Origin of the sequence: Nocardiopsis sp. MT53 (assembly GCF_019598965.1) — a bacterium.
In the GTDB taxonomy this organism is placed as follows: domain Bacteria; phylum Actinomycetota; class Actinomycetes; order Streptosporangiales; family Streptosporangiaceae; genus Nocardiopsis; species Nocardiopsis changdeensis.
This window is the reverse complement of the sequence record NZ_CP080599.1, coordinates 3835296-3850421: the sequence shown is the minus strand read 5'-3', so window position 1 is coordinate 3850421 and position 15126 is coordinate 3835296. Positions and strand designations below refer to the sequence as shown.

Genomic DNA, 15126 nt, shown 5'->3' with positions numbered 1-15126 from the left:
GGGGTGTCATGGGAGATCGCGCCCGGCCGCCAGTCGATGGGTCTCGAACTGGTTCCCCGTGTGCAGTATGTCAAGTTCCCGCGCTGTTTGGACCACTTCCCCGATGATCACCACGGCGGGGGGCCGCACTCCGGCCCTGGCGGCCGAATCGGCGATGGTGGCCAGCGTACCCGTGACCGTCCTCTGCCCGGGCAGGGTCGCCTCCTGGACGACGGCGGCCGGGGTGTCCGGGGAGCGCCCGTGGGAGACGAGCGCGTCGGTGATCGCGGCCAGGCGCTCCACCCCCATGAGGGCGACGACGGTACCGGTCGAGCGCGCCAGCGCGGCCCAGTCCACGGTGGACCGGGGGTCGCCGGGGGCGACGTGGGCGGAGACGATGTGGAGGTCCTGGGAGACGCCGCGGTGGGTGGCGGGGATCCCGGCGGCGGCGGGGGCGGCGAGCGCGCTCGTGACGCCGGGGACGGCGATGACGGGGATCCCGGCGGCGGCGCAGGCCGCGGCCTCCTCTCCCCCGCGGCCGAAGAGGAAGGAGTCGCCGCCCTTGAGGCGGACCACGAACCTCCCCTGCCGGGCGCGGTCGACGAGGATCCGGTTGATCTCCTCCTGGAGCATGGAGCGGCCGTAGGGGATCTTGGCGGCGTCGACGATCTCCACGTCGGCGGGGAGCCGGTCCAGCAGCGAGGTGGGGGCGAGCCGGTCCACCACCACGACGTCGGCCTGGGAGAGCAGCTGCCGGCCCCGGACCGTGATCAGACCGGGATCACCGGGTCCGCCGCCGACCAGGGCGACGCCGGTGAGGCGCTCGCGCCCGCGGCGGGCGTCCAGGGTCCCGTCGGCCAGGCCGTCGACGATGGCGTCGCGCAGTCCGGCGGAGCGCCGCGGGTCGCCGGAGGCGACGACGCCGACGGTGATGCCGCCCTCCTGGCCGCTGGCCGGGGTCCAGGCCGCGGAGGCGTGCCGGTCGTCGGCGCGCACGCACCAGATGCGGGCGGCCTCGGCCTCGGCCGCGACCGCGGCGTTGACCCGCGGGTCGTCGGTGGCGGCGTGGACCAGCCAGTGGGCGGGCGCGCCGGGCCCGGCGACGTCGCCGGGCTCGTAGGCGCGGGCGGTCCAGGTGATGCGCCCGGCGGCGGCGAGGTCCTCCAGCGCGGCGGAGACGGCCGGGGACACCACGGTGACCCGGGCGCCCGCCTGGAGCAGGACGGGGACACGGCGTTGGGCGACGCGGCCGCCGCCGATGACGAGGACGTCACGGTCGTGCAGGCGCAGGCCGAGGAGATAGGTCACGGGGCGCACCCCTTCGGTCGTCGGTTCCGGCGGACCCCGGCGACGGCGGCGGGGCACCGGCGGGGGCCGTCACCGGGCACGGGGCCCGGGCGCCCGCCGGGTATGGTCGGCGATTGCTCCAAATTACCTTGTCAAAACGGTATTACAGGGAGATGAAGCAGACCCTGTGGAGAATGTGAGACCGCCCGCACCCGGAGGGGCGCGGGCGGCCGTGGCGGCCGGGAGGTCCCGGCGCGCGGCGCGCGGCGGGTCAGTGCGCGGAGGAGACCCCGGCGTCGTCGAAGGTGGCGACGTCGCGCAGGGCCCGGGCCGCGCCCTGGAGGAGCGGCAGGGCCAGCAGCGCGCCCGACCCCTCGCCCAGGCGCATCTCCAGGTCCACCAGCGGGCGCAGCCCCAGGTGCTCCAGCACCAGGGCGTGGCCGGGCTCGCTGGAGCGGTGGCCGGCGAAGTACGCGCCGATGGAGTCGCCGGAGATCGCCGCGGCGGCCAGTGCGGCCGATCCGGCGATGACGCCGTCGAGCAGCACCGGGACGCGCATGGCCGCGCCGCCGAGGATGAACCCGGCCAGAGCCGCGTGCTCGAACCCGCCCAGGGCGGCCAGGGTGCCGATGGGGTCGGCCGGGTCCACGGGGTTGGCCGCCAGGGCGCGGCGGACCACGTCGACCTTGTTGTCGAACATCGCGTCGTCCACCCCGGTGCCGCGGCCGGTGGCCTCCTCCGCGGCGGCGCCGGTGAAGGCGCAGATGAGGGCGGCCGAAGGAGTGGTGTTGGCGATGCCCATGTCGCCGGTGACCAGGCAGCGGTTGCCCGCGGTGACCAGGTCGCGGGCCACCTCGATGCCGCTCTCCAGGGCCTGCATGGCCTGGTCGCGGGTCATGGCGGGGCCCTGGGTGATGTCGGCGGTGCCGCGGGCGACCTTGCGCGACAGCAGCCCGGCGGCGTGCGGCAGGTCGCCGACCACGCCGACGTCGACCACGGTGACCTCCGCCCCGACCTGGGCGGCGAACGCGTTGACGACGGCTCCGCCGTTGAGGAAGTTGTGCACCATCTGCTCGGTGACCTCCTGCGGCCAGGCGGTCACCCCCTGGGCGTGGACGCCGTGGTCCCCGGCGAACACGGCGACGGCCGCGGGCTCGGGGATGGGCGGGGGGCACTCCCCGGCGAGCCCGGCCAGGCGGACGGACACCTCTTCCAGGATCCCGAGGGAGCCCGGCGGCTTGGTCATCCTGTCCTGCCGGTCCCGGGCCTCCTCCACCGCGCGGGTGTTCAGGACTCCGATGGCGGCGATGGTCTCCTCCAGCAGGGTCGTGGGCTCCTGGCCGGGCAGACCGCGGCGACCGTAGCGGTCGTGGTGCACCGCCCAGGACAGGGGGCGTCCCTTCGCCCGGCCGGAGAGGCCGAGCTCGGGTTCGGTGGGGAACTCCTCGACGTGGCCCAGGCAGAGGTAGGCGACGACTTCGAGGTGGGAGGGGAGGTCGAGGACGCGGGCGACGTCGCGTTCGTCGGCGAAGCCGACCCAGCCCACGCCGAGGCCTTCGGCGCGGGCGGCCAGCCACAGGTTCTCCACGGCCAGGGCGGCGGCGTAGGAGGCGCTCATGGGCCGGGCGTGGCGGCCGGGGGTGTGCCGCAGGCCGCGGGCGGGGTCGACGGTGACCGCGATGTTGAGCGGGGCCTCGGCCACGGCCTCGACCTTGAGCCCGGAGAAGGCGCGGGCGCGGGTGCCGGGCAGGGCGTGGGCGTACTCGTCGCGTTCGCGCCGGGCCAGGTCCAGGACGCGGCCGCGCAGGCCGGGGTCCTCGATGACCACGAAGTCCCAGGGCTGGGAGTGGCCGATGCTGGGTGCCCGGTGGGCGGCCTCCAGGACGCGGGCGAGCACCTCGTGGTCGACGGGGTCGGGGAGGAACCCGGTGCGCACGTCGCGCCGGTCGTGGATGGCCCGGTAGACGGCGGCGCGCTCGGCCTCGTCGTAGGCGTGGTCGGTGCGTTCCGCCGGTGCGGCCGGCTCCGCGGGGGCCGGTGCCGGGGAGGCCGGCTCCGGTGCGGGTCGGACCGCGGCGGGGCGCGGCGGCTGTGCCGGGTGCGGCTCGGCGTGGGGGACGGCCGCTTCGTGTACGTGCATGCTCTGTTCTGCTTCGGTGGTCGCGGGGGTGGTGTCCGCTGGTGTCCCGGCGGCGGTGGCCGCCGGGTGGTCGGCGCGTTCCGGCGGCGCGTCGGCCCCGGTCCGGTCCTGTGGCGGGTGCTCGGCCCGGGGGTCGGGCTCGGGCGGGTTCCGGAAGGGGATCACGTTGGGCCGGGCCGGCGGGGTCGGGGCGGGGTCGGCGGGCGGTTCGGGTTCGGGTGCCCGGGCGGCGGGCTCGGCCCGGTCCTCCGGCTCGGGCGGCGGCGCGGCGGGGGCCGGGGGCGGTGGGGCCGCCGGGGACCGCTCGGGGCGGGCGGCGGGGGCCGGGTCGGGCCGCCGGAACGGGTTGGCCCCCGCAGGCCGCCGGGGCCTGGTGCCGCGGCCGCTCTCGGGCAGGCCGTCGAGCAGGCCGCCGAGCGGCCCGAAGCCGGGCGTCCCGGCGGTCCGGCCGCGGGGGTCCTCGCCGCCCGCGCCGCCGCGGCGGGAGTCCTCTCGGTCGTCCTCGGTCATGATCGCCCCCCGTGAAGGTGTGTCGACTGCCCGTTCCCACTGCTCGTCCCGGTGTTCGACCGGTAAGCGTAGTCTGCGGCGGCGTACCGCTCGCACGGGTCCCCCGGGCCTTGGGCGGATCGCCTCTCGACCCCCTCTCCCCAAGCCCCGCACATCACCGTCAACTGTGCCAGAGTCACCCTGAAGGCGCGCGGACGGTGTCCGGTATCCCCCCTGTCCTCCCAGGTGGAGGCGGGTCCCGGAAGGGGGGTGCGAGCTGCCGGGGCGGGGCGGGCGGAACACGAAGCGGGCCGCCGGCGCCCGGAGCCGCGGAGCGGGGCGGCCGGATCCGGCCAGGCTCCCCCCGCCTCCGCCCGCTATTCGTCACCCACCGTGGTCGGTCATGTGCGAGAGTGGCGGGGCTCCCTGCCCCCGGGTCCCCATCGCTCACCCCAAGGAGACGACCCGCATGCGACGACGCACGTTCCTCACCGGTGCCACCGCCGCGGCCGGACTGGCCGCGCTGGGCGGTGTCGCGGCACCGCGCGCCGCTCTGGCCGCCGGGGACGGTACCGTTCCCCGCGTCCTGGCCGAGACCGCCCCCGCCGGTACCCCCGTCCGCCCCGGGCGGCCGTTCGACGTGGTCACGGTGACCGGCCGCCCCGGCGCCCGCGGCGCCATCCGCTTCCGCACCCCCTCCGGCACCGGCGCCTGGGAGCCCCTCCACCTGCACGCCGAGGGGCGCGACGACGACGCCCCGGTCGGCTCGGCCCTGGTCCGCGCCCCCGAGGGCGCCACCGGGTACGAGGCCGACATCGAGGGGGACACCGCCGCCGTGAACCTGTTCGACGGCGAGGGCCTGCGCGTCGGCGGTCCCGAGCGGACCACCCTGTCCGCCGGGGACGGCCGGACCGCGGGCCCGCCCGCCCTGCGCCTGCGCACGCGCGCCGGGTGGGGCGCCGACGAGTCCTGGCGGTTCGACGGCGAGGGGAACGACCTGTGGCCCGCGGTCTTCCACCCGGTGCAGGCGATCACCGTGCACCACACCGCCATGGCGACCACCGGCGACCACTCCGCCGACGTGCGCGCCGTGTACTACCTGCACGCGGTGGAGCAGGCCTGGGGCGACATCGGCTACCACCTGCTCATCGACCCCGAGGGCGGGGTGTACGAGGGGCGCCACTCCGGTGAGGACGGCGTCCCCGTCTTCTCCGGTCTCCCGCTGCCCGGCCGGGCGCGTTCGGTCACCGCCGGGCACGCCTTCGGCGTCAACCACGGCAACGTCGGCGTGTGCCTGCTCGGGGACTTCACCGACGCCCTGCCCACCCCGGCCGCCCAGGACTCGCTGGTCCGCGTACTGCGCCTGCTGTGCGCGGTGACCGGGGTGGACCCCCGCGCCCGGATCGACTACACCAACCCCGCCACGGGGGCCGTCACCCCCGGCCCTGCGCTGGGCCGGCACCGCGACTGGCTGTCCACCGAGTGCCCGGGCAACGCCTTCGCCGAGGTGTTCGACACCGCGATCCGCGACCGCGTCGCACGCGGTCTGGTCTGATCCGCCGCGGTCGGCGTTCCGGCGCCGACCGCACGGGTCCGTCGGGGTCGGCGGGGCCGGTCGCGAGGCGTGTCTACGCTTGTGGGACCGAGTCCTGCGAACCCGGGAGTTCCCCATGACCGCCCTGCGCCCACCGCGCCCGGTCCTGCCCTCCGTCGTCCTGGAGACCGAGCGCCTGCGCCTGCGCGCCTTCATCGAGGACGACATCGACGACGTGTACGCCTCCTGCAGCGACCCGGGCCTGCAGGCCTGGCTCCCGCTCCCCCGCCCCGACGCCCCCTACACGCGCGCGGACGCCGAGCAGTGGTGCCGGGAGATCGCGCCGGGGATGCGCACCGGCGGCGAGGGCCAGCAGTGGGCGGTCACGCTCAGGGACGGCGGCCGGCTGGTGGGCGCGGTGGGGCTGGTCCGCGTGATGTGGCAGGCGATGAACAGCGAGATCGGCTACTGGGCGGCCCCCGGCGAACGCGGCCGAGGCCACATCACCGAGGCGGTGGTGGCGGTGTCCCGCTGGGCCCTGGACCAGGGGTTCCAGCGGCTGGAGATCAAGGCGGCGCCACGGAACACCGCCTCGCGCCGGGTGGCCGAGAAGGCCGGGTTCACCCTGGAGGGCGTGGAGCGCGGCGCCATGCCCCTGCACGGGGGCCGCCGCACCGACCTGGCCGTGTACGGACTGCTCCCCGCCGACCTCCGGGACCGGCCCCCGGCGCACTGAGCCCCGGAACACCGGGCCCCGGCACGGCGCACGCCCCGCCTCACCCCCACACCCGGGACAGCGACCAGGTCCCGGTGGCGGTGTCGTGGCGCAGTTCGTACACCCCCTCGGATCCGGCGGCGCCGGCCTCCAGCCGCCAGTGCTCGCTGCGGGGCGTCAGGGGACCGCGCGAGGCCCGCCACCCGTCCTGCGGCGTGACCCAGTGCTCCATGATCCGGCGCACGCCGTAGACCCTGCCGTTCCAGGTGAACCGGGCCGGCCGGCCCGCGTCCTCCACGACCGTCACCTCTGTCCCGTAGTACCTTCCCACGACACTTCCCCTCGGCATCGACCCCTCCGGCCCCGGATGCGCCCGCCCGCGGGGAAGATACGGACAGATGTTCGAACAAGTGTTCCCACAGTAGCGAAATCGGCGGACCCGTGGAACTGTTTCGCGAAGGTCGGCATCACCTCATGTGACCGGTGTGCGGCACCCCCTCCGGCGTGCGCGTCCGGCGCGGGGATCCCCCCGTTCGGAATCGCACGGCGTGTCGCCGTCGATACGCTTGCACCACCCCATCCCCGATCCATGCGAGGACCCTCCACGTGACGTCGAACGGCCACCAGAGCGGCAAACCCCTGCGCGCGGGCGACCCCCGTGAACTCGGTGGCTACCGGATCACCGCGCGCCTGGGCCGTGGCGGCATGGGCACCGTCTACCTGGCGGAGGACGCCTCCGGCCGGCCCGTCGCCGTCAAGCTCATCCATCCCGACCTCGCCGACGACGAGTCGTTCAGGCTGCGGTTCGCCCGCGAGGTGGAGTCGGCCCGCCGGGTGGCCCGGTTCTCCACGGCGGGGGTGATCGACGCCCACCTGGAGGGCGACACCCTGTTCATCGTCTCCGAGTACGTCCCGGGGCCGAACCTGGACGAGGCGGTCCGCCAGGGCGGCCCGATGACCGGGGGCACCCTGGACGGCCTGGCCATGGGCGTGGCCGCCGCGCTCACCGCCATCCACGGGTCGGGGGTGATCCACCGCGACCTCAAGCCCGGCAACGTGCTGCTGTCCCCGGTGGGCCCCAAGGTGATCGACTTCGGGATCGCCCGCGCGCTGGAGGACTCCGGCGGGGTCACCCGGTCCAGCCAGCTGATGGGCACCCCCTCGTACATGGCGCCGGAACTGCTGATGGGCGAGCGGCCCACGGCCGCGGCCGACATCTTCGCCTGGGGCTGCCTGGTGGCCTTCGCGGGGATCGGGGAGGCGCCGTTCGACGCCGTCTCCGTGCCCGCCGTGCTGCACAACATCACGTCGGCCCCGCCCCGGCTGGAGGGCCTGGACCCGGGCCTGTACGACCTGGTGGCCGCCGCCCTGGACAAGGACCCGTCCCGGCGGCCCACCTCACAGCAGATCCTGGCCCGCCTCACCGGACAGGACGCACCGGCCGAGGCCGAGGTGCGGCGCAGCATCAGCGACTCCTGGGAGGTGCCGACCGGCGCCCCCGTCCCGGGGGCCCCGCCCGCACCGGCCACCCCGCCGCACGGGCAGACCCCGCCCGAGGGGGCCACCGCCCCCTTCCCGCAGGGGCAGGTCCACTACGGGGGCGGCACCGGCGCGAACCCGACCCTGCCCTACCACCCGGGCCGCGAACTGCCCCCCGCCACCGCCCACCAGGGCCCCGGCGGCCAGGTGCCGCCCACCCTCCACGAGCGGGCGCACCACGGGCCCTCCGGCCCCCAGCCCCCCGCCACCCACCGGATGCCCGCCGGGTACGCCCCGCCGCCGCACGGGCAGCCCGCCCACGGCTTCCCGGCGGGTCCGGGCGGTCCCGGCGCCCCGGTGCCGCCGAACGCCGGCGCGAACGGCGGGGCCGGCGGCGCGGGCGACGGCGCACGGCGCAAACGCCGACTGCTGCTCGCCCTCGGAGCGGGTTCGGGCGCTCTCGTGCTGATCGCCGGGATCGGCCCGGTGGTCCTGTCCAACCTGGAGCCCCGGCCCCCCTCGGAGGAGGACAACGAGATCGTCTCGATCTACAACACCGACTTCTCCTTCAACCCCGCGTGGAACACCTATTTCTACGACGCCGAGGAGGTCGAGGACGGTGCCCTGTACTGGGAGGAGCGCCGCGGCATGCTCCTCCGGCACCCCGAGCCCTCGGGCGACGACCCGAGCCGGGGCCTGGTCGTGCCGTTGGACCGCGAGGACGACATGCCCGACCGGGTGCTGGTCACCGCCGGTGCCTACGTGATCGAGGGGCCCGAGCAGGCGACCTTCGGCGTCCGCTGCTGGGACACCTCCGGCGAGGAGTACCGCACCCAGTACGAGGCCGCGGTGCGCTACGACGGGCAGCAGGCCGAGATCCGGCGGATGAGCGAGGAGGAGGGCGACCAGGTCCTCGAACGCACCAACGAGGTCCGCGGGTTCGAGCCCTACCCGCTGTTCGAGGAGAGCGCCAGGACGGACGGGTACGACCCCGGGTCCCCGTACGAGTTCGACCGGGACGAGATCGTGGTCAACACGCTCGCCTTCGCCTGCGAGTACGTCGAGGACGAGGGCGGCGAGGCACGCATGGAGCTGGCCCTGTGGGTGAACGGCGAGCACGCGGTGAGCGCCGTCGACTCCGACCCGCTGCCCGCGGAGGCCGAGGAGGCCGAGGACCGCCGGCGGATCGGGATGATGACCCGGTCGGGCCCCGGCCACCAGCCGATGGCCGTGCTCTACACCGATTTCTCGGTGCACGAGATCCTCGCGCAGGAGTGACCGCGCCCCGGGGCGGGTGCCGCCGTGGCGCCGCCCCGGACGGCCTGGCATGATGCCGGGCATTCGCATTCGGCAAGGAGTGGAAGCATGCGCGCCATCGTCCTGGAGGAGACCGGCGGACCCGAGGTCCTGCGCGTCTCCGAGGTCGTCGACCCCGTACCCGGCCCCGGTGAGGTCCTCATCGACGTGGAGGCCCGCGGGGTCAACTTCATCGACATCTACCAGCGCAGCGGCCAGTACGACGTCCCGCTGCCCTTCGTCCCGGGCATGGAGGCCGCCGGCACGGTGGCCGCCGTCGGCGAGGGCGTCGGGGACCTGTCCGTCGGGCAGCGGGTGGGGTGGGCGATGGCGCCGGGCGCCTACGCCGACCGCGCCGTGGTCAAGGCGTCCCTCGTGGTGCCGGTGCCCGAGGAGGTGTCCCCGGAGCAGGCGGCGGCCCTGCTGCTCCAGGGCATGACCGCCCATTACCTGGTGAACTCGGTGCACCCGGTGGCCGGGGACGAGACCGTCCTGGTGCACGCCGCGGCGGGCGGCACCGGCCTGCTCGTCACCCAGCTGGCCAAGGAGCGGGGCGCCCGCGTGATCGGCACCGTCTCCTCCGAGGAGAAGGAGCGCGTCGCCCGCGCGGCCGGCGCCGACGAGGTCGTCCGCTACACCGAGGTCCCGGTGGCCGAGGCGGTGCGCGACCTCACCGGCGGAGCGGGCGTGGCGGCCGTCTACGACGGCGTGGGCCGCGACACCTTCGACGCGAGCCTGGCGTCGCTGCGCCCGCGCGGTGTGCTGGCGCTGTTCGGGCAGTCCTCGGGAGCGGTGGACCCGGTGGACCCGCAGCGGCTCAACGCCGCCGGCTCGGTGTACCTGACCCGGCCCTCGCTGGCGCACTTCGTGGCCGACCGCTCGGAGCTGCTGTGGCGGGCCGGGGACCTGTTCTCCCTGGTGGGCGCGGGCCGCCTGGACGTGCGGATCGGCGGCCGGTACCCGCTGGCCGACGCGGGCGCGGCCCAGGCCGACCTGGCCTCGCGCCGGACCACCGGCAAGCTCGTCCTGGTCTGACCCCGGTCGGCCCCGGACGGGCCGCACGGCGCGGCCGCGGTCCCGGGAACGGGACCGCGGCCGTTCCGGCCCGCCCGGGCTACCCCTCCCCCTCCTCGCGCGGGCGCGGAGCCGCCTCGGGACCGCGCACACCGGCCACCCCGGCGCGGCGCACGTCGTCGCGGGCGTCCTCCACCGCCTGCCTGGCCGCCTCCGCGGCGTCCACGGCGGCCCGCTCCGACGCGGACAGCTCGCTCGGCTCGGGCCCGGCGATCCGGGCCGGTCCGTCCACCCCGGCGTCCTCGTCCTTCTCCGTGGAGGGGCGCGAGCGCACCGCCTCCCCCGCGAAGGCGTGGCTGACGTTCTTGACCGCCTCGGTGAACTCGCCCGGGATGACCCAGAACGTGTTCCCCTCCCCGTTGGCCAGCTGCGGCAGGGTCTCCAGGTACTTGTAGGCGAGCAGCTTGGCGTCGGCGTTGTTGGCGTGCACCGCCTGGAAGACCCGCTCCACCGCCTGCGCCTCGCCGTCGGCCCGCAGGATCGCCGCCTGCTGGTCGCCCTGCGCCTCCAGGATCGCCTGCTGGCGGGCGCCCTCGGCCTTGAGGATGCGGGCCTGGCGCTCGCCTTCGGCGTGCAGGATGGCCGCGCGCTTGTCGCGGTCGGCCCGCATCTGCTTCTCCATCGCCTCCTTGATGGTGGGCGGCGGGTCGATGGCCTTGATCTCCACCCGGTTGACGCGGATGCCCCACTTGCCGGTGGTGTCGTCCAGGACGCCGCGCAGGCGGGTGTTGATCTCCTCGCGGGAGGTGAGCGTGCGCTCCAGGTCCATCGAGCCGATCACGTTGCGCAGGGTCGTGACCGTGAGCTGGTCGATGGCCTGGATGTAGTTGGCGACCTCGTAGGCGGCGGCCTTGGGCTCGGTGATCTGGTAGTAGAGGACGGTGTCGATGTTGACGACCAGGTTGTCCTCGGTGATGACCGGCTGGGGGCGCGAGCTGAACACGTGCTCGCGCAGGTCGAACCTGGTGTTGACGCGGTCGACCCCCGGGATGAGGAAGTTCAGGCCGGGTCCGAGCGTCCTGGTGTAGCGGCCGAAGCGTTCGATGTTGTACGCCCTGGCCTGGGGGACGATGCGGATCGCCGACATGGCGAGGGCGACGCAGAGGACGGCGAGGATGATGAGCGGTAGGGCATCCAACATGTTCGGCACCTGACTTCGGTTCGTGTCTGCGGCGGTGCGCGCGGCCCCGGCCCGCCCGCCCTCCCCGGCGGCCGGCTCAGGGAAGGGCCTCGCGCGGGTAGACCACGGCGGTGGCGCCGTCGATCTCCATCACGTCGACGTGCGCTCCCACGGGGATCACCAGGTCCTCGTCGATGCTGCGCGCCGACCACTCTTCTCCGGAGAGCTTGATCAGTCCCTTGTCCCGGTCCACGGGCTGGAGCACCACGGCGCTGCGCCCCACCAGCCCCTCGACACCCGAGCGCACCACGGGCCCGCGGGCGAGCTGGCGGCGCATGATCGGCCGCAACAGGTAGATTCCGGCGGCCGAGGCTCCGACGAACCCGATGATCTGCACCGGGAGCGGGAGTCCGACGGCGCCGAGCAGGGCGGCGACCAGGGCCGCCGCGCCGAGGAGTCCCAGGACGAAGGTGAGGGTGACGATCTCGATGATCCCCAGGACGACGGCGAGGACCAGCCAGACCAACCAGGCGTCCATGTACCACCCTCCCGTTCTTGTTCCGGGTATTCCTTTGCTACCCACCCAGGGCCGACGAACCACACGATTCGCTTACGAGTACGGGGATTTCGTCCTCTGGTTCCGGTCGGGCCCCGGGCGGCCCCGGTCCGCGCCGGACGGTGCCGGCGGCGGGGCCCGCGACACGGGTTCCGCGGGTCGCGCTCCGGGGCGGGCGCCCCGTGTCCGGGGTCCGGCGGCGGGGCTTTCGGCCGGGGTTCCGGTCGGAGCCCGGCGAGGCCTTCCACGCACCGGTCCGCCGCTCGGGTACAGAGGCGCCCGGGCACGGCACGGCCCCCGGAGGCACCCGCTCAGGGCCGCCGGGGGCCGTGCCGCCCGTCGCTACCGTCCGCCGGAGAACTGGTAGACGAGCTGGTAGGTGGGCCGGTTCTGCCAGGCGATCGGCCACATGTTGATGCCGCCCACCGACTGGTGGATCACCGTGTCCGCGCACACCTGGGCGCCGACCGCGCAGTGGCCGTCACCCGGGTAGACCTCGCCCGCCGGGGTGGCCACGGCCTCCGCGAGGGTGTCGAGCAGGACCGTGCGGCACTCTGCCAGGTCCCCGTCGCCGCAGTAGGCTCCGTCGCCGAGCGGTCCCTCGACGTCCTGGCCCAGCACAGTGCGCAGGTCCTTGTCCACGTACGACCACCACCCGTACTGGAAGGCGGAGCCGCGGTGGGGCTGGCCCTGGTTGACGCTGCCGGGGGTGCCGCCGCCGATGTTGCCCGAGGGCGACTCGTCGATCTGCGCCGCCCTGGTCAGCTCGGTGTACAGGTCCTCGCCCAGCTCGGGCTCGAACTGGGCCCGGACCAGGAGCGGCCACCAGGCGTCCAGGATCCGGATGGAGTCGGCGTAGGAGTAGTAGCCCGCGTCCCGGGAGGGCTCACGGCGCTGGGACCCCGCCTCGTTCCACTGCCGCAGGCCCTCGACCGCCGACGCCAGGGCGGGGTCGTCGACCTCCTCGGAGCCGATGACCTCCAGCAGCAGCGGAAGCACCTCCTGGGCGCGCAGGTCGGTGGTGCCGGCCTCCATCATCACCTGCGTCAGGCTCGCGGTGGTGAACCTGTGCCCGCCGTCGATCAGCGAGGAGACGCGGGTGTCGAGCAGGTCGCCGCGGTGCACCGAGCCGGTGGCCCAGCCCGAGGTGTACCCGTGCGCGGGCTTGTTGTTCCAGTTGACGATGTAGTCGGGGTTGACCGCCTGCGGGTGCTCGCTCTTGGGGATGTAGGAGGCGGTGTTGCCGTCCGGGTCCCAGCCGGACCAGCCCGCGTCCGAGTAGGCGTCGATGGGCAGGTTGGGGTTGGTGCCCGGGTTCCGTTCCGGGTTGGCGCCGGAGTTGATGAACGCGATGTCCTCGTCGTCCACGTAGTGCCAGTTGAAGGCGTATCCGATGTCCTCGGCGGCGTCGGTGAACGTCTCCGCCGAGGTGATCTCGTCGGGGTCGTTGAAGCGCTGGAACCCGATGATGGAGTCCACCTCGTGCATGTAGGTGGAGCGCAGCGAGGTGAACGCGACCGGGGTGCCGTCCACCGTCGCGAACGACTGCACCAGCCCGTACTCGGACCGCAGCGAGGTGAGCGTGTAGCCGCCCGCCGGGGTGCCGTCGGCCACGGTGGGCGTCCACTCGTTGGTGACGCTCAGCTCCTCGAAGGGGGTGCAGTCCCCGGAGGAGTCGATGTAGGCACGCGAGGCCTTGGTGGGCTCGGAGCCGTCGGTCTCGCACAGGTGGACGGCGAAGGTGTCGGTGAGGTCCTGGCCGGCCGAGGTGGCGCTCCAGGCGTAGTCGACGCCGCGGCCCATCTGGACGTAGAAGCTCACCCCGGCGAAGGAGGCGCCGCGGGCGCTGATCCCCGGCCCCTGGAGTTCCTGGAGCAGGAGCAGCTGGGGCGAGAAGTAGGCGGTCTGCGGACCCATGACGGCCACCGGGTTGCCGCTCTCGGTGTGCTCGCCGGAGACCAGCAGGGCGTTGGACATGCCGTGCGGTTCGAGCAGGCCCTCGGGCAGCACGCCCTCGTTGAACACGCCCTCGGCGGCGGAGAGGTCGCCCTCCTCCACCATGGCGTCGAGTTCGTCCTGCTGCTCCTCGCTGAGGTCCTCGACGGTGACCTCCTCGCCCCCGTCGGGCGCCTCCGTGGCCGCGGCGAGGGGTTCGGCGGACTCCGCCGCCTGCCCGGAGGCCGCGGAGCCGTGCTCGTCGTGGACGATGTCGTAGTACTCCACCGAGCCCGGGTCGGGCCGGACCTCGCCGACCGGGTCCTCCGGGGTCCCGCTGTAGGGGAACTCGCCCGGGACGCTGACCACGGCCTCGGGGTCGTTCTCCATGCGCCAGTCCTGCCACAGGGCCAGGCCCTCCTCGGCGCCGTAGCGGTCCTGGAAGTTGGCTAGGACGATGGCGGCCTGGACCTCGCCGCCACCGCCGCCGCCGAAGATGCCGCCGACCATGGAGGCGATGCCGACGACGTCGGTGACGGTGAAGGGCTCGATCTCACCGGCGTTGGTGATGGCGTTCTTGTGCCCGGTCAGGACGTACTCACCGGGGAAGTAGCGGCCCTCGTCGGCCTGCTCGATGTAGGTGTTGACGCCGTCGAGGTAGTCCCCGACGTCGGCCAGGGCCTGCTCCCCGCGCTCACCGCTGGCGGCGACCCGGTCGACCTGGGCCTGCTTGTCCTCCTCGGTGTAGGGGGCGTTGCGCCACAGGTCCTGTTCCAGGCCGCGGTTGCCCTCGGCGCCGCCGGCGAAGGAGGTGAGCTCGCCGCGGCCGACGCGGCGCAGCACGTCCATGAGGAAGAGCCGGTCCTCGGCGGCCGCGTACCCGGCGCCGAACATCGTGCCCTCACGGGTGGTCCCCTCGATGTGGGGGATGCCGTGGTGCCGGTCGCGGGTGATCGTGACGTCGGACCGCGGCTGGTACCTGCGGCCCACGTCGCCCTCGGCCACACCGAAGGTGGCGTCGAGGAAGAAGTCGTCCAGGCTCTCCTCGGTGAGGCCGTCGTAGTAGTGGACGAGGTCGTCGTACATGTCCAGCTGGCTGGAGGAGAACCGGGGCCGGGTCCCGAAGGCCTGGTGGCCGAGGATCTCGACGAGGGTCGCGCTGCCGTTCTGGCCCGGCGGGAGGATGTCGTGGCATCCCTCGGGTGCGCAGTAGTCGGGGAGGGGTTCGGCCAGGGCGGGTGCCGCGGGGAGCGCCGAGACGGTGGCGGCCGCGACCGCCAGGGCGACACCGGAGGCACCGGCGCGCAGCCGCCTTGCCAGCGAGGGGGGAGAAGGGGGCATGTGCTGTCACCACCTGGGGGTGCGGGCGATGGTTCAGCGGCATGTTACGTACGGGTAAGTAAATCGCGAAAGAGTTTCACGTTTAGCGTCCGGGCCTGCTCCCACCCCCTCCGCCCGCCCGCGGGAAGTGGCATGTTTAGAGTGACCCACACCACATCCAGCGGGAACGCTCCGGCACGCA

10 protein-coding genes are annotated in these 15126 nt (G+C 74.5%); 4 read left to right on the top strand and 6 right to left on the bottom strand.

All coding sequences use genetic code 11. From position 1 onward, the window contains the following. Window positions 1-6 precede the first annotated feature (6 nt). Window positions 7-1287, bottom strand: coding sequence for a uroporphyrinogen-III C-methyltransferase (gene cobA, locus K1J57_RS17220; RefSeq protein ID WP_220559586.1), 1281 nt, complete (start codon window positions 1285-1287; stop codon window positions 7-9). A 250-nt stretch (window positions 1288-1537) separates the two neighbouring features. Further along, window positions 1538-3916 (bottom strand): nicotinate-nucleotide--dimethylbenzimidazole phosphoribosyltransferase, encoded by a 2379-nt coding sequence (cobT, locus tag K1J57_RS17215; RefSeq protein ID WP_220559585.1) that lies wholly within the window; start codon window positions 3914-3916, stop codon window positions 1538-1540. A 448-nt stretch (window positions 3917-4364) separates the two neighbouring features. Here cobT and K1J57_RS17210 point away from each other — a divergent pair, with 448 nt between their 5' ends. Both K1J57_RS17210 and K1J57_RS17205 read left to right on the top strand, forming a co-directional pair. Then, window positions 4365-5450, top strand: coding sequence for a peptidoglycan recognition family protein (locus K1J57_RS17210; protein ID WP_220559584.1), 1086 nt, complete (start codon window positions 4365-4367; stop codon window positions 5448-5450). Between the two features lie 115 nt (window positions 5451-5565). After that, a complete protein-coding gene (locus K1J57_RS17205) occupies window positions 5566-6165 on the top strand; it encodes a GNAT family N-acetyltransferase (RefSeq protein ID WP_220559583.1) in 600 nt (199 codons plus the stop codon). A 40-nt stretch (window positions 6166-6205) separates the two neighbouring features. On the opposite strand, the gene K1J57_RS17200 is transcribed toward K1J57_RS17205, so the two are convergent. Continuing rightward, window positions 6206-6493, bottom strand: coding sequence for a DUF6504 family protein (locus K1J57_RS17200; RefSeq protein ID WP_220559582.1), 288 nt, complete (start codon window positions 6491-6493; stop codon window positions 6206-6208). A gap of 257 nt (window positions 6494-6750) precedes the next feature. On the opposite strand from K1J57_RS17200, the gene K1J57_RS17195 reads away from it, so the two are divergent. After that, window positions 6751-8901 carry a serine/threonine-protein kinase gene (locus K1J57_RS17195; RefSeq protein ID WP_220559581.1) on the top strand — a complete coding sequence of 717 codons (2151 nt, stop codon included), beginning with the start codon at window positions 6751-6753 and terminating at the stop codon, window positions 8899-8901. A gap of 87 nt (window positions 8902-8988) precedes the next feature. After that, complete coding sequence (locus tag K1J57_RS17190) at window positions 8989-9954, top strand: quinone oxidoreductase (RefSeq protein WP_220559579.1); 966 nt, start codon at window positions 8989-8991, stop codon at window positions 9952-9954. Between the two features lie 79 nt (window positions 9955-10033). Here K1J57_RS17190 and K1J57_RS17185 read toward each other — a convergent pair whose 3' ends face one another. The 3 genes from K1J57_RS17185 to K1J57_RS17175 form a co-directional block, all read right to left on the bottom strand. Next, window positions 10034-11134 carry an SPFH domain-containing protein gene (locus K1J57_RS17185; protein ID WP_220559578.1) on the bottom strand — a complete coding sequence of 367 codons (1101 nt, stop codon included), beginning with the start codon at window positions 11132-11134 and terminating at the stop codon, window positions 10034-10036. 76 nt (window positions 11135-11210) lie between these two features. Further along, complete coding sequence (locus K1J57_RS17180) at window positions 11211-11651, bottom strand: NfeD family protein (RefSeq protein WP_220559577.1); 441 nt, start codon at window positions 11649-11651, stop codon at window positions 11211-11213. Between the two features lie 360 nt (window positions 11652-12011). After that, window positions 12012-14945, bottom strand: a complete 2934-nt coding sequence (locus K1J57_RS17175) for a penicillin acylase family protein (RefSeq protein ID WP_220559576.1) — start codon at window positions 14943-14945, stop codon at window positions 12012-12014. Window positions 14946-15126: the final 181 nt, after the last annotated feature.